This window comes from Sinimarinibacterium thermocellulolyticum (genome assembly GCF_040327995.1).
Taxonomy (GTDB): Bacteria; Pseudomonadota; Gammaproteobacteria; order Nevskiales; family Nevskiaceae; genus Solimonas; species Solimonas thermocellulolyticum.
Map to the genome: position 1 here is coordinate 133,525 of NZ_JBEPIJ010000002.1, position 24,094 is coordinate 157,618.

Genomic DNA, 24,094 nt, shown 5'->3' on the forward strand with positions numbered 1-24,094 from the left:
GCGGTTTTCGATCAGCCCCGCAGCCAGGGCGGCCGGCGCACCGCCGGCGGGGCGTCGAGTACGGCCTGCAGCCGTTCGAGCACCGCCTCGACCGTGATCAGTTCGAGCGCCGCCGGGTCGCGCACGCGGCGGCCCCAGCGCACCTGCTGCGCCGAGGCGCCGAGGTAACGCCGGACCGCTTCGTCGTAGACGCTGACGCACCAGCGCGCATCCAGCGGGCCGGTGCGGCCGGGATTGGAGGTCGCGTACAGGCCGATGGCCGGCGTGCCGACGGCGCTGGCCATGTGCACCGGGCCGGAGTCGGGGGCCAGCACGCACAAGGCGCGCTCGATCAGGGCCAGGAGCTGCTTGAGGCTGGTCTGGCCGATCAGGTTGACGAGGTCGACGCCGGCCTGCGCACTGATGCGTTCACCGTAGTCGCGCTCCAGTTCACTGCGACCGCCGGTGAGGATGGTGCGCACGCCGTGACGGATGCGCGCCTCGCGCACGACCGCGGCATAGCGCTCGGCGGGCCAGTTGCGGAAGTTGCGGACGCGCTGGCTGCTACAGGGGCTGAGGATCATCACCGGCGCATCGCCGCCGATCTGCGCCGCGGCGAAGGCACGATCGGCAGCGGACAGCGGGATGTCCCAGCGCCGTGGTCCGCGCGGCACGCCCAGGGCATCGCCGAAGGACAGGAAACCCTCGGCGACGTGGGCGTTGGCCATCGGCGCGATGCGGTGCGTCGTGAACAGCCACTGGCCGTCGCGCGCGCGCGCGCGGTCGAAACCGAGCTTGACCGGCGCGCGCACCCGCAGGGCCAGGGCATTGGCGCGCCACGACGCCTGCAGGTGGATCAAAAGATCGAAGCGGCGCCGCGCCAGAATCGCGCGCGGCGGCCGGCCTTCGAGCAGGCCGGTCTTCTTGTCATAGCGCAGGAACTCGATTCCCTCGATGTCACCCACTAAACTGGCCTCGGTCGTGCCGATCAGCCAGGTGATGGCGGTCTTTGGCCAGGCGGACTGGAGGTTGCGCAACAGGGGCACCGCGTTGCAGACGTCCCCGATCGCCGACAGCCGCAGCACGCAGATCGACGCGGGCGGGGAAGGCAACACAGCATGCAGGTCGGTTCCTGGCGGCACGCCAACGAGTTTATCGTATACGACGCGACGCTCATCGCCGCGCCCTCGCCGCAGCTGTTCGACCTTAACTGGTGGCAGGCGCGCGGCGCGGTCGAAGCGAGCTTCGCCGGTCGTGCCAAGGCGCACGTCGTGCGTCACGGCGAGTCGCGCTGGGTGCTGCGCCGCTACCTGCGCGGCGGTTTGGTGGCGCGTCTGTCCGCGCAGAGTTACGTCTGGACTGGTCTTGCGGCGACGCGGCCGTGGCGCGAATGGCATCTGCTCGCCGCCTTGCGCGAGCGCGGCTTGCCGGTGCCGCGACCGGTGGCCGCGCACGTGCGCCGCACGCTCTGGCAATACCAGGGACATCTGCTGTCCGAGCTGATCGCCGACGCCGAGCCCTTCGCCGAGCTGCTGCAGGCCAAACGCCTGCAGCTTGCGGACTGGTACGCCGCCGGCGCGGTGCTGCGACGCTTCCACGAGGCGCGCGTGCACCATCCGGATCTGAACCTGCGCAACATCTTGCGCGGCGCCGACGGCCGCATCCACTTGCTCGATTTCGACAAGGGCCGGCTCGACGCCCCGTCGCGTCTGCTGCGCAGCGAACTGCCGCGCCTGCGGCGCTCGGTCGACAAGCTCGCGGGCGACCCGGCGCAGCGCGAGGCCGTCGAACGCGGCTGGGACGCCCTGCTCGCCGGCTATCGCGGCCGATAGGCGGACGGCCAGTGCGCACGCTCTATCTGCTCCTGCTGACCCTGGCGACGCCGTTCGTGCTGCTCTTGCTTCGGCGACGCGGACGCGATCGCGCCGAGGCGGGCCGCTGGCGCGAGCGGCTCGGATGGGCGATGCCGGTCGCTGGCGGCCTCGAGGTCTGGGTGCACGCCGCCTCGTTCGGCGAGGTGCAGGCGGCAACGCCGCTGATCGAAGCCCTGCTCGAACGTCATGGCGATGGCCGCATCGGCGTGACGACGATGACCGCGACCGGCTCCGATCTCGTGCGCCAGCGCTTCGGACCGCGCGTGGTCCACGCCTACCTGCCGATCGATCTGCCGGCGTGCGTGCGGTGGCGACTGGCGCGCTGGCGGCCGCGCCGCGTCGTGGTCCTGGAGTCGGAGCTGTGGCCGACGCTGTACCGCGAGCTGGCGCGGCGAAGGATCCCGCTGCTGCTCGCCAATGCGCGCATGTCGCCGCGCTCGCAGCGTCGCTACCGCCTGCTCGGCGCGCTGGTACGCGAGACAGTGGCATCGGCGAGCGCGATCGCCGCGCAGTCGGCGCACGATGCCGCGGCCTACCGCGCGCTCGGTGCCGGCCGCGTGGAAATCACCGGCAATCTAAAGTTCGATTGCGTACCCCCGCCCGCGCAACTGGCCGCAGGGCGCGCGCTGCGCGACGCGCTCGGCGCCGAGCGCCCGGTTTGGGTCGCGGCGAGCACGCACGAGGGCGAGGAGCAGGCCGCGCTCGAGGCGCACCGGCGCCTGCTCGAGGCCCATGCCGATGCGGTGCTGATCCTGGTGCCGCGCCACCCGCAGCGCTTCGACGCCGTGGTGCGCCTGATCGAGCGCAGCGGCTGCACTTATGTCCGTCGCAGCGCCGAGCCCATGGCTCATGGCTCACCGCCCACGCCCCAGGTGCTTCTGGGCGACAGCATGGGCGAGATGTTCTGCTATCTCGCCGCCAGTGATCTCGCCTTCGTCGGCGGCAGCCTGGTGCCGGTGGGGGGACACAACGTGCTGGAGCCGGCGGCGCTGGGGCTGCCGGTGCTGTTCGGCCCGCACATGCACAAGCAGCGGCCGGCGCGCGCGCTGCTGCTCGAGGCCGGGGCGGCGCGCGAAGTCGCTGATGCGACCGAGCTCGCCGATGCCGTGGCCTCCTTGCTGCACGACCGCGAGCGCGCCCGGCAGATGGGCCTGCAGGCACGCGCGGCGCTGCAGAGCCATCAAGGCGCGACCATGCGCGTGCTCGCGATGCTGCAGACCCTGCCGGCGTGCCCCTGAGCTGGATCGCGGCGTGTGTGGCGGCCGCTCCTTGGGTCAGCGGTCCTCGCTCAAGGTCCTGAGCGCGGCGTACTTGTGGAAGGCGTACTGACCCAGGATCACCGCCATCAAGAACCCGCGCCAGCCGTCCAGCAGCCCTAGGCGCAGCACGTACTGTTGGATGAAATCCGTGAAGAACCGCAAGCAGGCATAGGCCAGGCTGGCACGCTCACCCTGCGCGTGCTTGTGCTGCGCCAGCAGCATGGCGTACTGCAGGTGCTTTTCCTGGGCGTGGGCGTAGGAGCGCCAGCTGTGGTGATCCAGCGGTGCGGTCAGCGTGCGCACGCGCCGCTCGGGTAGCAGCAGCTGTTCGTGCACCGGGCGCGTGCTGTAGCGCGCACCCTCGCGCCGGAACAGCTTGCCCTGTGGCGCGGTGTAGCGGCCGAAACGCAAGGGACGCCCGAAGAAATAAGTCCGCCACGGCATCTTGATCAGCGTCGCATCGAGCTCGGGTTCGGAGAGCACAGCGTCGATCTCGTCACGCAGTGCCGGCGTCACGCGCTCGTCGGCGTCGATCGACAGCACCCATTCGCCGTCCACGAGCCCGAGCGCGCGGTTGCGCTGCGCGCTGAAGCCCGGCCAGTCGGTCTGGTACACCGTGGCGCCGCGTCGGCGCGCGATCTCGACCGTGCCGTCGGTGCTGCCCGAATCGAGAACGACGACCTGGTCGGCCCATCCACAGATGGAGGCCAGGCAGTCGTCGATGCGATCGGCCTCGTTCTTGACGATCAGGAATACCGAGAGACGGCGACGGGCGCTCATGGGATCGGAGAAGCGGGCCGAAAGGGTCGAGCCGTTATTGAAGCGGCAGCGCACGCCAAGGGCAATGCCGCGCCAGGTCTGGCGCCGTCGCGGCCATGGCAAGCGGCGCGGCCCGCGGGATCGCCGAAGCGGTCGCCTCGGGCGCGGTGTTCCCACATGGCGGCACCGCACGGGGCTTGCCCGCCGGCGGCTGCGCCGGTACAACGTCGGCGCCGCCCGCACCGACCACGCTGCCTCCCATGCTGATTTCCGGCCTGAGCTTCATCCGCAACGGCATTGCCCTTGGCTACCCCTTCGTCGAGGCGATCCGGTCGATCCTGCCGCTCGTGGACGAGATGGTCGTCGTCGTCGGCGAGTCGCACGACGGTTCGCGCGAGGCGGTCGAGGCCATCGGTGATCCGAAGATCCGCATCATCGATTCGGTCTGGCCCCCGGTCACGCCCAAGGCGAGCGTGCTCGCGCAGCAGACCAACCTGGGCCTTTTGAGCTGCCGCGGCGACTGGATCGTCTACGTGCAGGGCAACGAGCTGTTCCACGAGCGTGACCTGCCGCGGCTGCGCGCGCTGATGACCGAGCACCTCGACAACCCCAAGGTCGAAGGCTTGCTGATCGAGCGCCTGGTGTTCTACGGCGACTATCGCCACTTCATCCGCACCTATCCGGACCGCTTCAAATACGTCGTGCGCGCCTTCAAGCCGTGGAACGGCGTCTACGCGATCACCAGCGCGATGACCTTCTCGGTGTTCGAGAATTACGGCGAGCGCGGTCGCGCGTTGCGCTGCATCGACAGCGGCGTGGACATGTTCCGTTACGGCAAGCTACTGACCCCCGAGGCAATGACCTGGAAGCTGCGCAACGCGCCGCACAAGCTGCGCGGCGACGACGCCCGCTTTGATGCGCAGTCCTATTACCAGTGGATTGCTCGCGACTGCATCCGCCCTTACCGCGGCGATCATCCGGCGGTCATGCAGGAGCGGATCGCGCGGCATCCGATCACTCTCGATTACGACGACCCACGCTGGCGCACCCATCTCACCGGCAAGGAGCGCCGGCGCCTCCTCGAATCCGCGTTCTACCGGCGCTTCGGCCTGCCCAGGTGGCGGCCCGGTCGCTACACGCTGGTGGGCGACTTCGTGCGCAAGGATCGCAGCGCGGAAGTCTGAAAGACCGCGCCAGCGGACAGCGGCGCCGCGCGCGCCCGGCCGTGACTGGAGCGGATCGGCGGTTCGGCGAATTCTCGTCCGACTGGGTGAGGATTTTCGAGAATCGATTCTCGAAACTATGGCGGACGTCCCAGATGTGGGTCCGATGCCGACAACAGCCGTCAAAGTCCGAGCGCCAACGCCGCCGCCCCGCGTGGGCCGGCCGCCGCGCGTGCAGGCGCCGGACATCATCGCCGCGGCGATCGAGATCGGTCTGGACAAGGTTACGCTCAAGCAGGTCGCAGACAAGCTCGGGGTCGGCATCGCCACGCTCTACCGGCATGTGCGCAATCGTGACGAGCTGGTGCGCCTGGCCGCGTTCCGCGTCGCCCTGAGCAGCCGGCTGCCGCGCCGTGATGCCGGCGCCACCGGGCACTGGGCGGCGATCGCGATCGGTTACGCCGAGACCTTGTTCGAGTCCTTCGCGCGCGAGCCGCAGCTCGTCTACGAGCTGATGAAGGGGCGCCTCGGGCCGGATGTCGAGATCGACTTTCTGGAGCAGTTTCTCGCCGCGCTCGAACCGCATGGCTTCACGCCGCCGCAGGGCGTGCAGTTGCACCACGCCGTGGCCATGCTGGCGATCGGCGCGGCCGTGGGCGCGACCTCGGTGAGCGCCGCGCGCGCCGCCGGTATGCCCCAGGACGTCGCCATGCGCCGCGCGCTCGCCGAGCGCGATCGCCATGCCCTGCCGCGGGTGCGCAGCGCCAGCGGCGTCTACGTCAACCCCGATCCGTCGCACTGGCTGCACGCGCTGCGCGATCTTCTGCGCGGCATCGCGCTGTCGCGCGGCGAGCCGCCGCCGGATTTCGGCGACTGAAGCGCCAGCGCGCAAAACCGAGGAGAGCCCCATGAACGACACCGCCAAGAGCCACACCCCGCATGCAGGCCGCATCGAGATCGACGCGCGGGTGTTCAATCCGTACTCGAAGGACTACATCCGCAATCCCGATCCGGTCTGGCAGACCCTGATCCGCGATTATCCGATCGCCTGGCACAAGGATCTGCAGATGTGGATCGTCAGCTCGCACGAGCTGGTCGATCGCATGCTCAAGGACAACCGCTTCTCGCCGTACTTCGGCCACTGGGAGCATGCGCCGCCGCCCAAGCCCGAGGATCAGAAGAACGATTTCGACAAGGCCTACGAGGTCGGCTTCTTCGCCGTCTCGCCCAAGGACCATCTGCGCCTGCGCAAGTTGACGATGCCGGCATTCTCCAAGCCGGTGATGGGCAAGATCGAGGCCAAGATCCGCGACTTGATCGTCCAATGCTTCGACGACATCGGGGATGCCGAGGAGTTCGACGTCTACCAGGCGCTGGCTTCGAAGATCCCGGTGCGCGCGATCGCGCGCATGGTCGGCGTGCCGACCGACAAGGAGGACTTCTTCCACGAGTTCGCGGTCAACGTCATCAAGGCCACGCGCATCAACCTCGGCCCCAAGGAGCGCGAGGCCGCGGTGCAGGCGACGCTGCCGGGTTTTGCATACTTTCGCGAGTTGCTCGCCGAACGCCGCGCGCGCGCCGGAGGGCCGGGCGACGACTTCTTCGGCAGCCTGATCAGCGCCAGCGACAACGGCTCGCAGCTCAGCGACCACGAGATCCTGTCGGTGATCTTCGCGCTGATCACGGCCGGTTCCGACACCGCGACCGATCTGCACACCTTCCTGCTGCTGGCGCTGCTCAGCCACCCCGATCAGCTCGCGCTGCTGCGGCAGAAGCCGGAGCTGATGGAGAACGCGATCATCGAATGTCTGCGCTGGGGCTCGTTCGGCAAGATGCCGTTCTTCCGCTTTGCCACCGAGGACGTCGAGTTCGCCGGCCAGTTGATCAAGAAGGGCCAGGGCATCGGTATCAACATCATGGCCGCCTGGCACGATCCGGCGAAATGGCCGGAGCCGACCAGGCTCGACATCACGCGCCGTCTCGACGGCAACATCGTTTTTGGCGCCGGCGCGCACTTTTGCATCGGCACCTATCTGGTGCGCGTGCAGGGCAGCCTGATGCTGACCGAGTTCATGAAGCGTTTCCCCGACGCCACGCTCGCCGACGGCGACGGCCGCATCGATTACGAGTGGACCCACCACAACGCGCGGCGCATCAACCGCCTGGTGGTGAAGACCAATCTTTCCGCGGCGCGCAAGGCAGCATGAGGCGCGACAACAGCCGTTCGCATCGACTGGCGCGCGCAGCGCGCGTATCGAGATGCCCGTGCCGGCGTCGCATGACCCCGATACACCGCGTCCGCGATGCGCACGCGGCGCTCGGGCCGACCGGATGGGGAGTGGGCCATTGAGCAAATACATCTGCGTGATCTGCGGTTACGTCTACGATCCGGCACTGGGCATTCCCGACGCCGGCATCGCCCCCGGTACCGCGTTCGAGGATCTGCCGGAGGACTGGATCTGTCCCGAATGCGGCTCGCCCAAGTCGGCCTTCGAGGTCTACGAGTCATGAGCGCCGCGGGCTTGGCCGTCTTTCACCTGAACGGACTAAGACGGTCGCAGGGGGGTGGTGCAGTATCGCAGTCTGCGCGCCACGCGCGGCCGGTTTCGCGTCCGTGTTGCCGCAACCACAGCAAGCCTTAAGGAGGGCGAGCCAGAATGGGTACCATCGACATCAAGCCACTCCTGGAATCGCAGTCACTGGAGCGCTGCCCCTTCCCGATTCCGGTCGGCTGGTTCTTCATCGACTATGCCGACACGCTCAAGCCGGGCGAGATGCGCAACGTCTTCGTCTTCGATCAGGAATGGGTGCTGTTCCGCACCGAATCCGGCAAGCCGGGCATGACCGATCCGTACTGTCCTCACCTGGGTGCGCACATCGGTCACGGCGGCAAGGTCTGTGGCGAGCACATCCGCTGCCCGTTCCATCACTGGGAATACGACACCCAGGGCTGGTGCAAGCACATCCCCTACGCCAAGCTCATGCCGCCGATCGCCAAGAAGCAGCCGATCCTGCGCGCGCTGCCGATGGTCGAGAAGTACGGCATGCTCTGGGCGTGGTATCACCCCGCTTGCGAGCCGCCGAGTTTCGAGCTGCCGTACATCCCGGAGCTGGAGGACGAAAAGGGGTATGCCGGCAACCGGCGCGGCTCCTGGACCGCCGACACCTGCATCCAGGAGATCGCCGAGAACGGCCCCGACGTGGCTCACCTGAAGTTCCTGCACGGCGCGCCGATGATTCCGCCGGTGCGGACGACCTACGAAGGCCCGATCATGAAGCTCGACATCGGCCAGGGTTACATCCAGGGCACCTCGTATGGCCCGGGCTTGAACGTCATGCGCTTCAACCAGCACGGCATCACCGCGACGATGATCTCCTACTCGGTGCCGATCACGCGCGAGAAGACGCAGATGAACATGTCGTTCCGGCACGTCGACTACCCCGAGGGCTCGCCCGAGCTGGCCGCGTCGAAGAAGGTCATCGACCACATGATCGGCGCTGCCGAAGGCGAGGAGAGCGCCGGCTTCGAGAGCGTCGACTTCATCGTCTGGAACCACAAGAAGTACCGGCCCAATCCGCTTTTGTGCGACGGCGACGGTCCGGTGCTGCAGTTCCGCAAGTGGTTCAGGCAGTTCTATCCCGGCTACGAGGACTCGACCAAGATCTGATCCGCGGCTCACGCGGCTGGTAGCGGCTGCGCACGGCGCAGCCGCTTTTTTTGAGGGACGGCAAATGGCAGTGGTACGCGTCATCGGTCGTGACGGCGGCACACAGAATCTGAACGTCGCCGGCGGCGGCCAGCTCATGGATGCGCTGCGCGACGCCAACACCGGCGTGCAGGGCACTTGCGGCGGCATGATGTCCTGCGGTACCTGCCATGTGTATGTCGATCCGGCATGGGCGGATCGGCTGCCGCCCAAGAGCGAGGACGAGGCGGCGATGCTCGAGGCGATCGGCGAGCTGGTCGAACTCAGGCCGACCTCACGCCTGTCATGCCAGATCGCCGTCGACGATGGCATCGACGGCCTGTGCGTCGAGATCGCCCCGTCGTTCTGAAGCGGCGCGATGGCAAGCGCGATGGGTGAGGGTGGATACTCAGTTCGGACGATGCACCGATCGTCGCCGCGCTTAGCATTGCCGACATCGTAAGGAGGAGAATCCACATGAAACTCGAATCCGTCGCTTTGGCGTGTCTTCTGGTTCTACCGCTGTCGCTCGCGGCGAAGGTGTCGCCCGAGAAGGCGGCCGAGCTGGACGGTCCAGAGCTCACCTGCATGGGCGCCGAGCGTGCCGGCAGTGCCTCCGGCGTCGCCGAGTACACCGGCAAGTGGGTTGGCAAGTGGCCGGGCGTGACCAAGGACTACGGCTACGAGCCGGGGCCTTATGCGGACGAAAAACCGCTGTTCACGATCACGGCGCAGAACATGGCGCAGTACGAGGACAAGCTGACCGAAGGCCAGAAGGCGCTGCTCAAGCTGTATCCGGACTCGTACCGGATGAACGTCTACCCGAGCCATCGCGACTTCGGCTTCCAGGACTGGGTCTGTGACACGGTGAAGAAGAACGCCGTCGAGGCCGAAGTCATCGACGACGGCCTGGGCATCACCGGCACCAGCGGCGCGATCCCGTTCCCGTTCCCACAGAGCGGCATAGAGGCGGTGTGGAATATCATCAATCCCCACCGGGCCTGGACCGAGAAGGCGGTCTGCGACATCGCCGATGTCTACGCCAACGGCAGCATCGCCTGGGGGCGTAACAAGTTCATGACGCTCAATCCCGGCAACGACCCGAAGAAGCGCGGTTCGTACACCGACAAGATCAACGCCTACTTCTACACCGGCTACCTGCTGCCGGAGCGCGACAAGGGTTTCGTCGCGGTCGGCTACCAGCCAAACAACTTCAAGAACGACGCCACCCAGTCCTGGCAGTACCAGCCGGGTCTGCGCCGCGTGCGCCAGGCGCCGGAGGTCTGCTGCGACTACCCGGTGCCGCCGGCCGGCCTACGCACCGTGGACGACGACTACGTCTTCAACGGCTCGCCGGAGCGCTACACCTGGAAGCTGGTGGTCAAAAAGGAGATGTACGTCCCTTACCACAATTTCAAGATCAACGATCCGGCGCTCAAGTACAGCGAGCTGATCAAGCCGAACACGATCAACCCGGACTACGTGCGCTACGAACTGCACCGCGTATGGATCGTCGAGGGTTACCTCAAGGACGGCATGCGTCACATCTATACCAAGCGCCGCCTGTACGCCGACGAGGACACCTGGATCGCGCTGTGGGCCGACAACTACGACGCGCGTGGTCAGCTCTGGCGCGTGGCCTTCGCCAACTACTTCTATTCGCAGGAATCGGCGACTTTCCACCGCGGCGCGTCGATCTACCACGACCTCACCGCCAAGGCCTATGAGGCCGGCTATCTGGTCAACGAACGGGGTGAGGACTGGTGGCGCATCAACATCCCGCTCACGCCGGCGGATTTCAGCCCGCAGGCGGCGGCCCGGGGTTTGCAGTGACACGCCGGCACTAGCCGTTTGCGTTGTCCGGAAAAAGCGGATGCGCGCCCCATGTCTTGGCCGATTCCCGGAAACGGGAAACCAGGAACTGGAAACTGATCCATGAAAGCTGCGTTCATCACCGGAGCGAACGTCGGTCAGGCGAATCTGCTCGCCAAGGCGCTGGTTGGGCGCGGCTGGCGCGTGTTCGCCGGTGTGTTGCCGAGCGCACCGACCGATCTGCAGACCGGCGGCAATCTCACCGTCGTCGACCAGGACGTGTCCGACGATGACTCGGTCAAGCGCAGCGCCGAGATCGTCACCGCGGCGCTCGACGGCAAGGGCCTGGATCTGCTGATGAACGTCGCCGGCGTCGCCAACATCGCCACCGGCGTGCTCGAAGGCGTGCCCCTGCCGGCAGTGCAAAAGCTGTTCAACATCAATTTGTACGGACAACTGCGGGTGATCCAGGCCTTTTTGCCGCTGATCCGCAAGAATGCGCCGGGCTCGCGCATCGCCAACTACAGCTCGGGGGCGATCATCGCCAATCCGATCGGCGCCGGTGCCTACAACATGACCAAGCATGCGATCCACGGCATGACCCTGACGCTGCGTCACGAGCTGGCGCCGTTCGGCATCCAAGTGACGTCGATCGTGCCCGGCGGGGTGCTCACCGGCATGTCGGCGAACTCGCACGCCAACACCAAGAAGAGCTGGTACGAGCAGCCCGAGGCGATCCGCCGGGTCTACGAACCGCACCTGGGTCACGTGATGATGCAGGTGTTGCCCGACATGCTGGAGAAAACCGGCAGCACGCCGGAACAGGCGCTCGAAGGCACGCTCAAGATCCTCGACAAGAAGAAGTGGGCGCCGATGGAACTGCTCGGCAAGGACGTCAAGCCCATGGGCGTGATGCGCCGGCTGCTGTCGGACCGCCAGCTCGAATTCGTGATGCGCAAGACCTTCAAGATTCCCGCGCACCCGGGATGACACACAGGCGGCTGCAGGTTGCGGAGCCCAGGCTGCAGAAAAGCTGCTGTGCACGCAATCCGCAACCGCAGTTCGGGAGCTTCAGATGAACGCCGTGCTCAAGGAATCGAACCCCTACGCCGATCTGTTCGATCGTCAGCTCGAAAAGTCGCGCGAACTGGCGCTGACCACGGCGGCGCAGCGCACCGACAAGATCCGGCGTCTGCTCAAGGCCATCCTCGACGCGCGACCGGCGATCCTCGAGGCGGCATATAAGGAGCTTCGGCTCGCACCGACCGACGTCGACGCCCAGCTTCTGATGATCAAGACCGAGGCCGAGTTCATCGTGCGCCATCTCGAACGATGGATGGCGCCGCAGCCGGTCCAGGGTTCGCTGATGACGCTGGGCAAGGTGAGCTACGTCCGCTACGAGCCCAAGGGCACGGTGTTGCACATTTCGACCTGGAATGCGCCGATCGCCGAGGCCTTCGTGCCGGGCTTCGGCGCGATCGCCGCCGGCTGCACCTTCACGCTCAAGCCGTCTGAGCTCGCGCCGCACTCGGCCGAGGTGCTCGCCGACATCGTCGCCAAAGTCTTTGGCGAGGACGAGTTCGCGGTCGTACAGGGCGCGGCCGAGGCGGCGAGCGCGCTACTCGCCTTGCCGTTCAACCACATCTTCTACATCGGCGGCCACGCGGTCGGCCGCATCGTGCTGCGCGCCGCGGCCGAGCACTTCGCGACGGTGACGCTGGAGATGGGCGGCAAGAACCCGGTGATCGTCGACCAGAGTGCCGATCTCGCCGAGGCCGGACGCAAAATCGCCTGGGGCCGCGTCGCCAACGCCGGCCAGGTCTGCCTCGCACCCGACTACGCGTTGGTGCACGAGTCCGTCGTCGACCGCTTCACCAGCGAGCTGGCGAACCACATGGCGGCGATGTACAACGCCGACGGCAAGGGCTTCCCGCATTCGCCCGAGCTGCCGCGCATCGTCAACCGCAAGCACTTCGATCGCATCAAGGCGTTGCTCGACGACGCGCTGGCCAAGGGCGCGAAGCTCGAGTTCGGCGGCGAGACCGACGCCGACGACCTGTTCATCTCGCCGACGATTCTGAGCAAGGTGACCGAGGACATGCGCATCATGCGCGAGGAGATCTTCGGGCCGGTCATCTGCATCGTGCCGTACGCGCGCCGTGAGGACGCGATCGCGACGATTCGTCGCCGGCCCAAGCCGCTGGGCTCGTACATCTTTGCCAAGGATCGCGAGGCGATCGACTGGTTTCTCGCGCGCACGACCTCGGGCAGCACCGTGGTCAACCACAATCTGATCCAGTCCGGCACCAACCCGCACTTGCCGTTCGGCGGCGTCAACGCCAGCGGCCAGGGGCGCCTGGGTGGCCGCTACAGTTTTCTCGAATGCTCGAACCCGCGAGCGGTGGTCGAGGACCGCTATCCGGCCGGCGATCCCAACATCATGTTTCCGCCGTACTCGGACAAGTACAAGAGAATGGTCGCGCAGATGTTGAGCAAAGAGATCAAGCTTCCCGATGCCATGATCAACGCGATCAACGGCATCATCCGCCTGAGCGCGATGTTCAAGAAGTAGGGCGGGGCAAGTCGCATCGCAACGAACCCGCCGCGCACGACTGCGCAAACGAAGAAGGCCGCTCGCGAGCGGCCTTCTTCGTCATGGTGACGGTCCCCTACTGCGTCTTGATCATCAGATCGAGCAGCTTGCGCTTGAAGTCGGTATAGGGCGGAAACAGCGTGCGCGCCATCATGAAGCGCGTGCGCACCACGGCGCGCTCGTGCGAGAACGCCTTGAAGCCGTAGATGCCATGCGCGCTGCCGATGCCGGAATTGTTGACGCCGCCGAACGGCAGGTTGCCGTGCGCGTACTGCACGACGCAGTGGTTGATACAGGTGCCGCCGGCACTGGTGCTCTTGAGCACCTTCTCGATCGTCGGCTCGTGGCGGCTCCAGATGTACAGGGCCAGCGGCTTGGGCGCGGCATTGATCGCGTCGATGACTTGATCCAGATCGCTATACGGGATGATCGGCAGCAGCGGCCCGAAAATCTCCTCGGACTGGATCTTGGCGTCGCTGGGGATGTTGTCGAGCAGCGTCGGCTGGATGAAGCATTCGTGCTCGACCGTCTCGCCGCCGCATAGCACGCGGGCGCCGCGCTGCTTGGCATCGGTCAGCAGCGCGTTGATGCGCTGGGTGTGGCGCTGGTTGACGACGCGCGCGAGGTAGGGCGACTTCATCTGTTCGGCCGCTGTCTTGCCGTAACAGGACTCGATGACCTCGATGCAGGCCTTCGCGAAAGCGTCTTTCTTCGAGGCGTGCACGTAGATATAGTCGGGTGCGATGCAGGTCTGGCCGTTGTTGGTGTACTTGCCCCACATCAGCGTGCGCGCGGCCAGTTCCAGATCGGCGGTTTCGTCGATGATGGTCGGCGATTTGCCGCCGAGTTCGAGAGTGACCGAGGTCAGGTGCTTGGCCGCGGCCGCCATCACCACCTTGCCGACCGCGGGCGAGCCGGTGAAGAAGATGTGATCGAAGGGCAGCGCGAGCAGCTCGGTGGAGACCGAGACGTCGCCCTCGAACAGCGCGACCTCGTCCTCGGCGTACAGCTCCTTGATCATTTTCGCCATCAGCGCCGACAGGTGCGGCGTCATCTCCGAGGGCTTGAGGATCGCCGTGTTGCCGGCCGCGATGCACGACACCAGCGGGCCGAAACACAGGTTCACGTTGTAGTTCCACGGCGAGATGATCAGGCAGCGGCCCTTGGGTTCGTATTGCACCCAGGACTTCAGGCCGATCGTCAGGCTGGTGGGCCACACGCCTTGCGGCTTCATCCATTTCTTGAGCGCGCGCATCGCGTGCTTGGCCTCGCTGATCACCGGCAGCACCTCGGCCAGATCGACCTCGGCCGGCGGCTTCTTGAAGTCCAGGTAGGCGGCCTCGTGGATCTGTTCGCGGTAGCGCATCATCGCGTCGCACAGGCGCTTGATCTTGGCGATGCGCTCCTGCGCGGTCGAGCGGCGCAGGCGGATCGCGGTTTCGCGCTGGCGCTCGAACACGCGCCGGATCTCGGCGGCGGTGGTGGACGTCGGGGCCGCGGCGCTGCCGGGCAGGTAGGAAACGACCGAGCTCATCTGTCTCTCCGGAATCGCGAGGCACGGGGCAGTGAGCCTCACGCGGCCTCATCATTGAACGGTTGGTCGAGTATAGGCCGGCACGACGATTGATGACACACCCGTCAGATTCATCTCGAACCGCCCGCGCAAAGCACTGATTGCGTTAAGGTCACGCCCTCGGAAGACGGCCGATGACGAGCCGGGAGGGGGAACGCGACATGAAGACGCTCAAGCCTTTGGACGCGGCGTGGCTGTATGTCGACACGGTCGACACGCCGATGCAGGTCGCCTGTATGGCGATCTTCTCGCTGCCCGAGGACGCGCCCGGCGACTTCATCCAGGGGCTGTTCGAGCATCTGCGCTCGGTGCCGCGCTTTGCGCGGCCGTTCAATCTCAAGCTCGCCTCGCCCAAGCTCAAGGCGGTGATGCCGGCCTGGGTCGAGGCCGAGCACATCGACCTGGACTACCACCTGCGCCACTCGGCGCTGCCGCGGCCCGGTGGCGAGCGCGAACTCGGCGTGCTGATCTCGCGCCTGCACTCGCACCCGATGGACTTCAACCGGCCGCTGTGGGAGGCGCATGTCATCGAAGGCCTCGAAGGCGGCCGTTTCGCCCTGTACATGAAGATGCACCACTCGCTGGTCGATGGTGTCGGCGGCATGCGCATGCTGCAGCGCATGCTCACACCCGATCCGCATGCGCGCAGCCAGCCTCCCCCTTGGGCGGTGGGCTGCGGCGCCGGCCGCGAGCGCGAACCGCAGAGCATCGACGCGCAGTTGCGCAAGTTCATGCAAGCCGCTCGCAACCAGCTCGGCAGTGCCCCGGCCGTCGCGCGTGCGCTCGGGCGCGTGGTGCGCAGCGCGGTGCAGCGGCGTGATCCGCAGGAAGCCCTGCCGTTCTCGGCGCCGCATTCGGTGCTCAATGCCAAGGTCTCGGCGCAGCGCCGCTTCGCGACCCAGCATTACGATCTGGACCGTGTGCGTGCGGTCGCGCGTGCGGCGGATGTCACCCTCAACGACGTGTTCCTCGGCCTTTGCGCCGGCGCGCTGCGGCGCTATCTGCTCGAGATCGGTGCCTTGCCGCGCAAGTCGCTCACCGCCGGCGTGCCGGTGTCGGTGCGCCCGGCCGACGACGAGAACGCCGGCAACGCCATCAGCTTCATCATCGCCAATCTCAACACCACGGTCGAAGACCCGCTGCAACGCCTGGCCCTGATCCATCAGTCCACACGGATCGCCAAGGATCAGTTGCAGGCGCTGCCCAAGGCCGGCATCGACAGCTACACGATGATCTTCATGGCACCGTTCATCCTGCAGCTGCTCGCCGGCCTCGGCGGGCGTGCGCGGCCGATGTTCAACGTCACCATCTCCAACGTGCCAGGGCCGCGCGAGCCCCTTTACTTCAACGGCGCGCGCATGGAGCAGATCTATCCGGTGTCGCTGCTCTCGCACGGTCAAGCCCTGAACATCACCTCGGTGAGCTACGCCGGGCAGTTCAACATCGGCATCACCGGCTGCCGTGACACCTTGCCGAGCATGCAGCGGCTCGCGGTGTACATGGGGGAGGCGTTGGAAGAGTTGGAGCGGGCGCTGGGCTCGACCGGGACGGCGCACACGACGACGGCCAAGCCGGCGGCGCGCAAGCGGGGGAAAAGGGCGGCCTGAGGGGCGGATACCACTGGCATCCGATCCTTCTAGATCGTGTGTTCAAGCCATCCCTGGCCGCCCGGCCTAGCGGTTCTCGATGCCGCCGGCATCAAGAATCTCTAGGCCCCCCACAGATGCTGGCCGTATTTCCAGTAGCCGAAGACGTTGTTCAGGCGCGCGTCGGAGTCGGCGGGCAGCGGCAGCACTTCGCCTTCGAGCAAAGGGGTGAGGAACGGCGCGAGCGCGGCGCCGCCGCCGCCGGTGAGCACGATGGCGTCGATGTCCCAGTCGTCGGCCCACAGGCGATTGACCTCCTGGGCGATGCGCGTCGCGAGTTGCTGGAAGGCGTGCTGGACGATGCCGGTGAGGTCGTAGCGCTTGCCCTTGATCTTGATCGTGCCCTTGGATACGCCGTCGTAGAGGCGGTACAGCTCGATGTTGACGCCGCTCTTTTCCTGCAGCGCATTGGCAATCGCGGTGTAGGCGACGGCGATGCCGGAGTCGGACGACTGGCTGCCGCGCTCGGAATAGCGGGTCTTCTCGCTGATGGTGTAGTCGGCAGTGCGAAAGCCCACGTCGATGATGCCGATCTTCTCGCTGATGAAGCGCTGACTCGCCGGCTTGCCGATGTCGCTGAGCATCAGGTTGAACATCGAACCGAAGGGCTGCGGAATCACGCGCACGCGCTCGATGTTGATGATTTTCTCCTCGCGTTCGCCCGTGCCGGTCTTGACCACGTGGATGCTGTGCCGCGCCTGCAGCAGATGGGTCAGTGCATCCTTGTATCTGCGGAAGAAGCTGATCGGCAGCCCCGTGACCAGACGCACCGGATCGCCGCTGTCGACGAAGGGCGCCAGCGCCGCCAGCGCCAGCGTGCGCGCGTACTGCCCGAGGAACTGGTTCTGGTCGAGGGTGAAGCCGCGACCGCGGGACTGCTGCTCGGCGAGCTCGCCGACGAAGAACGACTGGTTGCCGATCTGGATGTGCCGCGGGAACGGCGTGGCGCCGGGCAGCAGGCTTTCGTTGAACTGTGCCTCGTTGGCTTCGCCGACGACCGATTTGAAAACCTGGAACTGCTTACCGTCAGTGGCCTTGGTGTAGCCGAAGCCGATGTCCGCGCCGAGCACCTTCACGGGTGTGTCCTCTTGCAAGTTGCGCGCGTTTCTAGCACGCGGCCTGTCAAAACACAAAAGCGTCGGCGCCGGTGCCGGCGTTATGGCGGCTCGAGGTCGGCCCGGCCGTCGCGGCGCGCGACCACGTTGAGCACCGTGCCGGCCGGATCGACGACGCTGAAGCTCAGCTCGCCGTCACCATAGCGGCTCAGCGTGCCCAGCGGCGGAATCTGCCGGCGCTGCAGGTCCTCGTAGACCGCGCGCACGTCGGGCACCTCGATCGCCAGGCACAGGCCGCGCGTCTGCGTGGTGTGCAAAAACACCGGCAGGCGCGTCGGCGGGTTCGGACGCAGAAAGCCGATCTCGCCGCCGCAGACGCTCAGGTGCAGATACCATTCGCTGCGAAACAGCACGCGCGCATCGAAGGCGCGCTGGTAGAAGTCCGCGCATTCGTGCAAGGCCGCCGTGGTGATGATCGGGTACCAGGTGCGCATCGCTCGGCACTCAGGCCGATGACAGCCCGGCGAGCGTGTGCGCGTGCTTCTCCCAGTTGCGGCCGTCGAAGTCCTCGTAGTCGACGGCGCTGATCGTCGCCGGGTCCAGGCAGCGCAGGTTCACCGAGTAGCCGTCGGGGTTCGAGCGCGGGACGTAGAAGGACTTGATGCCGCAGACGCCGCAGAAGTGGTGCTGGGCGGTACCGGTGCCGAAGCGGTAGGTGCGCAGCACGTCGCTTCCGGACAGCAGGGTGAAGCGCGCCGCCGGCACGATCAGGTGCTCGAAGCCGGTCATCGCGCAGATCGAACAATTGCAGCGCTGTACGCGCAGCCGCGCCGGCGCACGCACCTCGAAGCGCACGCGAGCGCAGTGGCAGCCGCCAAGATGCGTGACCAGTTCCACGGCGTTTCCCATCATCGGTGGAGGCTGGCGCGCAGTATCCCGTCCGCCGCGTGCGCCCTGCAACCGGCACGCGCGAAGGCCGGGTGAGGACCTCGCGGGGTAGAATCGCCGCATGAAGCTGCGATTCACCAAGATGCACGGTGCCGGCAATGATTTCGTGGTCATCGATGCGACCTGCCAGGCGTTCCGGCCGACACCGGCGCTGCTGCACCGACTCGCCGACCGGCGCTTCGGCGTCGGCTGTGACCAGATCCTCGTCGTCGAGCCGCCATCGGCGCCGGACGTCGATTTCGACTATCGCATCTACAACGCCGACGGTTCCGAATCCGGCCAGTGCGGCAATGGCGCGCGCGCACTGGCGCGTTACGTGCGCGAGGCCGGACTGTCGGACCGACGCCAGATCCGCGTGCGCACCGCGACCGCGACGATGCAGATCGAAACCGTCGGCGACGGGCTCTACTGCGTCGACATGGGTGTGCCGCAGTTCGATCCGGCGCAGATCCCGTTCGACGCGGCTGCGCGCGCCGATCGCTACGCGCTGACGCTGTCCGGCGACGCATCGCTGGAGATCGGCGCCGTGAGCATGGGTAATCCTCACGCGGTGACGCGGGTCGACGACGTCGACACCGCGCCGGTCGAGCAGGTCGGGCGCCTGCTGCAAGCGCACCCTTCGTTTCCGCAGAGCGTCAATGTCGGCTTCCTGCAGATCGTCGATCGCGCTCACGCACGGCTGCGCGTCTACGAGCGCGGCGTCGGTGAGACGCTGGCCTGCGGCAGCGGCGCCTGCGCCGCCGCGGTGATCGGGCGCGTCTGGGGTCTGCTCGACGCGCGGGTCGAGATGCAGCTCAAGGGCGGTATCCTCACCATCGAGTGGCAGGGGCAGGACAGCCCGGTGCGGATGACCGGGCCGGCGGAGACGGTATTCACGGGAGAAATCGAATGGCCGAACTGACGGTCGCGCGCGAGGACGCGCCGGCAACCAAGCTCAGCGAGCGCGAGGTCGTCGCTTTTCTCAAGGCGCATCCCGACTTCCTCGGCCGCCATCCTGATCTGTTGGAGATCATCGAGCTGCGCCACAAGACCGGCTCCGCGGTGTCCCTGATCGAAAAACAGGTCGACATGCTGCGAGCGAAGAACCAGCGCCTCGAAGATCGCATGCAGCGGCTGGTCGAGACCGCGCGCGACAACGAACGCCGTACGCAGAGCATCCAGCGCTTGGCGCGTACGCTGATCCGCGCACCCTCGCTCGCCGCGATCGCGGCCGGCCTGGCCCGTTGCCTGCGCGAGGACTTCGGCATCGACGAAGTCTTCGTCGGCGTAGTTTCCGCGCAGTTCAAGCGCCACGACATCGAGGGCATCCACCCGATCGACGCGGACGGCAGACTCGCCCGCGCGTTCGAGAACTTTTTCCGCACGCGCCTGATCGAGTGCGGGCCGATCGCCGAGGAGCGCGCGCGGCTACTGTTCCCGAAGGCGGCAGCGCCGGTGCAGTCGGCCGCGGTGGTGCCGCTGGAAAAGGAAAAGTGCCTGGGCATGCTCGCGCTCGGCAGCGTCGATCCGCAGCGCTTCCAGCCGCGCCAGGGCAAGCTGTTTCTGGAACTGATGGCGGATCTGGTCGCCGCCGCGATCCGTGCGCGCATCTGACACGTCGACACCGCCCGCGGCCCCGGTGCTGCTCGCGCCGCTGATCGATGAGTACGTCCGTCACCTCGCGCAACAGCGGCGCTGCTCACCACACACCTGCGCGGCGGCGCGGCGCGATCTTTCAGCGTTCGCGGCCTACTGCACGCAGGCGGCGATCCGTGATCTTGCGCAGATCGACCCGCATCTGGTGCGCGCCTACATCGCCGCACGCCATCGCGACGGCCTGCAGCCGGCGAGTCTGCAGCGCCATTTGTCGATGCTTCGCGGGTTCTTTCGATACCTGGTACGCGAGCGGCGCCTCGACGCCAACCCGGCGCAGACGGTGCGCGCGCCGCGCCACAAGCGTCGCCTGCCCGGGGTGATCGCCGCCGACGTGCTCAATCAGGCGCTGGACCGCGCGCCGCAAGGCGATCTGGCAGTGCGCGATCGCGCCATCGTCGAGCTGCTCTACTCCGGCGGCCTGCGCCTGGCCGAGCTGCACGGCCTCAATGTCGACGACGTGGCCGGCCAGCGCAGCGAAACCACCATCACCGGCAAGGGCCAGCGCCAGCGCATCGTCATGATCGGCAAAGCGGCGCGCGCGGCGCTCGAGCAGTGGCTGCGGCTGCGCCCGCAGTACGCACAGGCCGACGAGCCGGCGCTGTTCGTGTCGAGCCGCGGCCGGCGGCTGTCGCGCGCGTCGATCGGCGCGCGCATCAAGGCCTGGGCGCGCAGCAGCGAGCTCGGCGTGCGCATCCATCCACACCGCCTGCGGCATTCGTTTGCGACCCACCTGCTCGAATCCAGCGGCGATCTGCGTGCGGTGCAGGAGATGCTCGGCCACGCACACCTGTCCACGACGCAGATCTACACCCACCTGGACTGGAAACGGTTGAGCGCGGTCTACGACGAGGCCCATCCGCGCGCCAAGAAGCAGCGCCCGAGCGCACGTTGAGGCCGCGACTCGCGGCGAGCGCCTTGAAAGGGTGGCGCGGCGGCCCCAGGATGGACCTTCCTCCGCGAACGAATCCGACATGAAGCAATTCGACGGTACCACCATCCTCTGCGTCCGCCGCGGCAATCTGGTCGCGCTCGGCGGTGACGGCCAGGTCTCGCTCGACAGGACGCGGATCAAGAGCAACGCGCGCAAGGTGCGGCGGCTGCACAACGACAAGGTCATCGCTGGTTTTGCCGGCGGCACGGCCGATGCCTTCACCTTGTTCGAGCGCTTCGAGGGCAAGCTCGACAAGCACGGCGGACAGTTGCTGCGCGCCGCCGTCGAGATGGCCAAGGATTGGCGTACCGACCGCTACCTGCGCCGGCTCGAAGCCCTCTTGATCGTCGCCGATGCCCAGACCTCGCTGATGATCACCGGCAATGGCGACGTGATGGAACCCGAAGAGTCCGGTGTGCTGGCGATCGGCTCGGGCGGCGCCTACGCCCAGGCGGCGGCGCTCGCGCTGGTGCAAAACAGCACGCTGGATGCGCGCAGCATCGTCGAAAAGGCCTTGCACATCGCCGCCGACATCTGCATCTACACCAACCACCAATTGACGATCGAGACGATCGAGTCCCGATGAACGACACGCCGCAACCCTCATCCACCATGACGCCGCGCGAGATCGTCGCCGAGCTCGACCGCCACATCGTCGGTCAGCAGGCGGCCAAGCGCGCGGTCGCGATCGCGCTGCGCAACCGCTGGCGGCGCGCGCAGATCGACGGCCAGATGCGCGCCGAGATCCACCCCAAGAACATCTTGATGATTGGCCCCACCGGCGTCGGCAAGACCGAGATCGCACGGCGTCTGGCCAGGCTTGCGAACGCGCCGTTCGTGAAGGTCGAGGCGACCAAGTTCACCGAGGTCGGTTACGTCGGCAAAGACGTCGACACCATCATCCGCGACCTGGTCGACGTGTCGGTGAAGATGACGCGCGAGCAGGCGATGCGCCGCGTGCGCGACCGCGCCGAGCTGGCCGCCGAAGAGCGCATCCTCGACGTGTTGCTGCCGCCGCCCAAGGACTTCGGCGAAGCCAGCCCGCAGCGCCAGCAGGAGAACGGCGCCGCGCGCCAGGTGTTCCGCAAGCAGTTGCGTGAAGGCAAGCTCCACGACAAGGAGATCGAGATCAAGCTCAATCAGCCGACGCCGCGCGTCGAGCTGATGGGACCGCCGGGCATGGAGGAAATGACCCAGCAGCTGCAGTCCATGTTCGCGAATCTGGGCCAGCATCGCGCCAAGACGCGCAAGATGAAGATCGGCGAGGCGCTACGCGAACTGATCGACGAGGAGGCAGGCAAGTTGATCGACGAGGAGGCGATCAGATCCGAGGCGGTACGCAATGCCGAGGAGAACGGCATCGTCTTCATCGACGAGATCGACAAGGTCTGCCGGCGCGGCGAGTACGCCGGTGCCGATGTATCGCGCGAGGGGGTTCAGCGCGACCTCTTGCCGCTGATCGAAGGCAGCACGGTGAGCACCAAGTACGGCTCGGTGAAAACCGATCACATCCTGTTCATCGCCTCCGGGGCATTTCATCTCGCCAAACCCTCGGACCTGATTCCCGAGCTGCAGGGGCGGCTGCCGATCCGCGTCGAACTCGATCCGCTCAAGGCCGAGGATTTCCTGCGTATCCTCACCGAGCCCAATTACTCGCTCACCGAGCAGTACCGCGCCCTGATGAAGACCGAGGACGTCGACCTGCGTTTCACCGAGGAGGGTCTGCGGCGAATCGCCGAGGTGGCCTGGCAGGTCAACGAACGTACCGAGAACATCGGTGCACGGCGCCTGCACACGGTGATGGAGCGGCTGATGGACGAGATTGCCTTCGAGGCGCCCGACCGCGCCGGCAGCGAGGTCGTGATCGACGCGGCCTACGTCGAGCAGCGTCTGGGCAAGCTCGCCGGCGACGACGATCTTTCGCGCTACATCCTCTGAGGCGCTCGGCCGTGAGCACGCCGGCGCCGAATCTGATCCGTCTGCACCGCAAGGCGCGCGTGCTCGAGGTGGCGTGGGCGGATGGCAAGCGCTTCGAGCTGCCCTGCGAGTACTTGCGCGTGTTCTCGCCCAGCGCCGAGTTGCGCGGTCACGGTCTGCCGGAACCGATGTTGATCGGCGGCAAGCGCGCGGTGAACATCGCCCGCGTCGAGCCGGTCGGCCGCTATGCGGTGCGTCTGGTGTTCGACGACGGCCACGACAGCGGCATCTACTCCTGGGACATCCTGCGCGAGCTGGGCGAGCGGCAGCAGGCCAACTGGACGCGCTATCTCGAGCGGCTCGACGCGCACCAGATGTCGCGCGACAGCGCCGTCGTGAAGCTCTCGGCCCTGGTCAAGACCTGGACGCCGCCCGGCGCCTGACGCGAGGAGTCTGGACGGGCCGCTACAATGCCGGTCTTCGTCCCGCGAACCTCGCCGCATGTCCAAAGACAACAAGCCGGGCTACACCCACTTCGGCTACGAGCAAGTGCCGACCGGCGAAAAGCGAGCGCGTGTCGCCGGCGTGTTCAACTCCGTCGCACGGCGCTACGACCTGATGAATGACCTGATGTCGATGGGCATTCATCGCCTGTGGAAGCGTTTCACCGTGGACCTCGCCGGCGTGAGGCCGGGCGAGCGGGTGCTGGACGTCGCCGGCGGCACCGGCGATCTGACCCGCGCCTTGCGCCGCGCCGCCGGTCCGCAGGGGCAGGTGATCCTCTCGGACATCAATGCGGCGATGCTCGGCGAGGGCCGGCGCCGCCTCATCGATGCCGGCGTCAGCGGCGTGCCGCTGGTGCAGGCCAATGCCGAGTGCCTGCCGTTCGCCGACGCCAGCTTCGATTGCATCACCATCGGCTTCGGACTGCGCAACGTCACCGACAAGGACGCCGCACTGCGCTCGATGCGGCGCTGCCTCAAGCCGGGCGGTCGCCTGCTGATCCTGGAATTTTCCAAACCGGTCCTCGATCCGCTGGCCAAGGTTTACGACCAGTATTCGTTCAAGGTGCTGCCGCTGCTCGGTCGCTACGTCGCCAACGACGAGGCCTCTTACCGCTATCTCGCCGAATCCATCCGCATGCATCCGGATCAGGCGACGCTCAAGAACATGATGGTCGACGCCGGCTTCGAGCGCGTGCAGGTCTACAACCTGACCGGCGGCATCGTCGCCGTGCATCGCGGCTTTCGCGTCGCATGAGACA

At 66.8% G+C, this 24,094-nt stretch carries 25 protein-coding genes; 19 read left to right on the top strand and 6 right to left on the bottom strand.

Annotation, left to right across the window (positions count from 1 at the left end):
- Positions 1-11: 11 nt before the first annotated feature.
- Positions 12-1,094, bottom strand: a complete 1,083-nt coding sequence (locus ABSH63_RS02430; RefSeq protein WP_352887129.1) for a glycosyltransferase family 9 protein — start codon at positions 1,092-1,094, stop codon at positions 12-14.
- Between the two features lie 3 nt (positions 1,095-1,097).
- Between ABSH63_RS02430 and ABSH63_RS02435 the strand changes: the two genes are divergently transcribed.
- Positions 1,098-1,811 (top strand): 3-deoxy-D-manno-octulosonic acid kinase, encoded by a 714-nt coding sequence (locus ABSH63_RS02435; RefSeq protein ID WP_352887131.1) that lies wholly within the window; start codon positions 1,098-1,100, stop codon positions 1,809-1,811.
- A gap of 11 nt (positions 1,812-1,822) precedes the next feature.
- Entirely contained in the window at positions 1,823-3,091 is a 1,269-nt protein-coding gene (gene waaA / locus ABSH63_RS02440) for a lipid IV(A) 3-deoxy-D-manno-octulosonic acid transferase (protein WP_352887133.1), read from the top strand.
- 36 nt (positions 3,092-3,127) lie between these two features.
- Here the strand turns inward: waaA and ABSH63_RS02445 are convergent, their stop codons facing one another.
- The gene (locus ABSH63_RS02445) at positions 3,128-3,892 is read right to left on the bottom strand and encodes a glycosyltransferase family 2 protein (protein ID WP_352887136.1); all 765 of its coding nucleotides are present in this window, start codon (positions 3,890-3,892) and stop codon (positions 3,128-3,130) included.
- Between the two features lie 239 nt (positions 3,893-4,131).
- On the opposite strand from ABSH63_RS02445, the gene ABSH63_RS02450 reads away from it, so the two are divergent.
- The 9 genes from ABSH63_RS02450 to ABSH63_RS02490 all read left to right on the top strand — a co-directional run bounded on the left by ABSH63_RS02450 (position 4,132) and on the right by ABSH63_RS02490 (position 13,104).
- On the top strand, positions 4,132-5,055 hold the full coding sequence (locus ABSH63_RS02450; protein WP_352887138.1) for a glycosyltransferase: 924 nt from the start codon (positions 4,132-4,134) through the stop codon (positions 5,053-5,055).
- A 193-nt stretch (positions 5,056-5,248) separates the two neighbouring features.
- Positions 5,249-5,911: a TetR/AcrR family transcriptional regulator gene (locus ABSH63_RS02455; protein ID WP_352887140.1), complete on the top strand. Its 663-nt coding sequence runs from the start codon at positions 5,249-5,251 to the stop codon at positions 5,909-5,911.
- Positions 5,912-5,942: 31 nt separating this feature from the next.
- Complete coding sequence (locus ABSH63_RS02460) at positions 5,943-7,241, top strand: cytochrome P450 (RefSeq protein WP_352887142.1); 1,299 nt, start codon at positions 5,943-5,945, stop codon at positions 7,239-7,241.
- 139 nt (positions 7,242-7,380) lie between these two features.
- The gene (gene rd / locus ABSH63_RS02465) at positions 7,381-7,545 is read left to right on the top strand and encodes a rubredoxin (RefSeq protein WP_352887145.1); all 165 of its coding nucleotides are present in this window, start codon (positions 7,381-7,383) and stop codon (positions 7,543-7,545) included.
- A gap of 146 nt (positions 7,546-7,691) precedes the next feature.
- Complete coding sequence (locus ABSH63_RS02470) at positions 7,692-8,702, top strand: aromatic ring-hydroxylating oxygenase subunit alpha (RefSeq protein ID WP_352887148.1); 1,011 nt, start codon at positions 7,692-7,694, stop codon at positions 8,700-8,702.
- Positions 8,703-8,766: 64 nt separating this feature from the next.
- A complete protein-coding gene (locus tag ABSH63_RS02475) occupies positions 8,767-9,090 on the top strand; it encodes a 2Fe-2S iron-sulfur cluster-binding protein (RefSeq protein ID WP_352887150.1) in 324 nt (107 codons plus the stop codon).
- A gap of 107 nt (positions 9,091-9,197) precedes the next feature.
- A complete protein-coding gene (locus ABSH63_RS02480) occupies positions 9,198-10,553 on the top strand; it encodes a DUF1329 domain-containing protein (RefSeq protein ID WP_352887151.1) in 1,356 nt (451 codons plus the stop codon).
- Between the two features lie 102 nt (positions 10,554-10,655).
- On the top strand, positions 10,656-11,522 hold the full coding sequence (locus ABSH63_RS02485; protein WP_352887153.1) for an SDR family NAD(P)-dependent oxidoreductase: 867 nt from the start codon (positions 10,656-10,658) through the stop codon (positions 11,520-11,522).
- A gap of 85 nt (positions 11,523-11,607) precedes the next feature.
- Positions 11,608-13,104: an aldehyde dehydrogenase family protein gene (locus ABSH63_RS02490; RefSeq protein ID WP_352887155.1), complete on the top strand. Its 1,497-nt coding sequence runs from the start codon at positions 11,608-11,610 to the stop codon at positions 13,102-13,104.
- A gap of 97 nt (positions 13,105-13,201) precedes the next feature.
- Here the strand turns inward: ABSH63_RS02490 and ABSH63_RS02495 are convergent, their stop codons facing one another.
- Entirely contained in the window at positions 13,202-14,659 is a 1,458-nt protein-coding gene (locus ABSH63_RS02495; RefSeq protein ID WP_352887157.1) for an aldehyde dehydrogenase family protein, read from the bottom strand.
- 200 nt (positions 14,660-14,859) lie between these two features.
- Between ABSH63_RS02495 and ABSH63_RS02500 the strand changes: the two genes are divergently transcribed.
- Positions 14,860-16,305 (top strand): WS/DGAT/MGAT family O-acyltransferase, encoded by a 1,446-nt coding sequence (locus ABSH63_RS02500; protein ID WP_352887159.1) that lies wholly within the window; start codon positions 14,860-14,862, stop codon positions 16,303-16,305.
- Positions 16,306-16,406: 101 nt separating this feature from the next.
- Here the strand turns inward: ABSH63_RS02500 and ABSH63_RS02505 are convergent, their stop codons facing one another.
- The 3 genes from ABSH63_RS02505 to ABSH63_RS02515 all read right to left on the bottom strand — a co-directional run bounded on the left by ABSH63_RS02505 (position 16,407) and on the right by ABSH63_RS02515 (position 18,311).
- Positions 16,407-17,420, bottom strand: a complete 1,014-nt coding sequence (locus ABSH63_RS02505) for a ParM/StbA family protein (RefSeq protein ID WP_352887161.1) — start codon at positions 17,418-17,420, stop codon at positions 16,407-16,409.
- 80 nt (positions 17,421-17,500) lie between these two features.
- Positions 17,501-17,893, bottom strand: coding sequence for a VOC family protein (locus tag ABSH63_RS02510; RefSeq protein WP_352887163.1), 393 nt, complete (start codon positions 17,891-17,893; stop codon positions 17,501-17,503).
- A gap of 10 nt (positions 17,894-17,903) precedes the next feature.
- A complete protein-coding gene (locus ABSH63_RS02515) occupies positions 17,904-18,311 on the bottom strand; it encodes a GFA family protein (RefSeq protein WP_352887165.1) in 408 nt (135 codons plus the stop codon).
- A 97-nt stretch (positions 18,312-18,408) separates the two neighbouring features.
- On the opposite strand from ABSH63_RS02515, the gene dapF reads away from it, so the two are divergent.
- The 7 genes from dapF to ubiE all read left to right on the top strand — a co-directional run bounded on the left by dapF (position 18,409) and on the right by ubiE (position 24,090).
- A complete protein-coding gene (gene dapF / locus ABSH63_RS02520) occupies positions 18,409-19,248 on the top strand; it encodes a diaminopimelate epimerase (protein WP_352887167.1) in 840 nt (279 codons plus the stop codon).
- Positions 19,236-19,940 carry a DUF484 family protein gene (locus tag ABSH63_RS02525; protein WP_352887168.1) on the top strand — a complete coding sequence of 235 codons (705 nt, stop codon included), beginning with the start codon at positions 19,236-19,238 and terminating at the stop codon, positions 19,938-19,940. Before dapF ends, ABSH63_RS02525 begins: the two co-directional genes overlap by 13 nt.
- The gene (locus tag ABSH63_RS02530; protein WP_352887169.1) at positions 19,927-20,874 is read left to right on the top strand and encodes a tyrosine recombinase XerC; all 948 of its coding nucleotides are present in this window, start codon (positions 19,927-19,929) and stop codon (positions 20,872-20,874) included. The genes ABSH63_RS02525 and ABSH63_RS02530 overlap by 14 nt, the downstream gene beginning before the upstream one ends.
- 79 nt (positions 20,875-20,953) lie before the next feature.
- Entirely contained in the window at positions 20,954-21,499 is a 546-nt protein-coding gene (gene hslV / locus ABSH63_RS02535) for an ATP-dependent protease subunit HslV (RefSeq protein WP_352887170.1), read from the top strand.
- The gene (gene hslU, locus ABSH63_RS02540) at positions 21,496-22,851 is read left to right on the top strand and encodes an ATP-dependent protease ATPase subunit HslU (RefSeq protein WP_352887171.1); all 1,356 of its coding nucleotides are present in this window, start codon (positions 21,496-21,498) and stop codon (positions 22,849-22,851) included. Before hslV ends, hslU begins: the two co-directional genes overlap by 4 nt.
- A gap of 11 nt (positions 22,852-22,862) precedes the next feature.
- Positions 22,863-23,273, top strand: coding sequence for a gamma-butyrobetaine hydroxylase family protein (locus ABSH63_RS02545; RefSeq protein ID WP_352887172.1), 411 nt, complete (start codon positions 22,863-22,865; stop codon positions 23,271-23,273).
- A gap of 58 nt (positions 23,274-23,331) precedes the next feature.
- Positions 23,332-24,090 (top strand): bifunctional demethylmenaquinone methyltransferase/2-methoxy-6-polyprenyl-1,4-benzoquinol methylase UbiE, encoded by a 759-nt coding sequence (gene ubiE / locus ABSH63_RS02550; RefSeq protein ID WP_352887173.1) that lies wholly within the window; start codon positions 23,332-23,334, stop codon positions 24,088-24,090.
- Positions 24,091-24,094 lie beyond the last annotated feature (4 nt).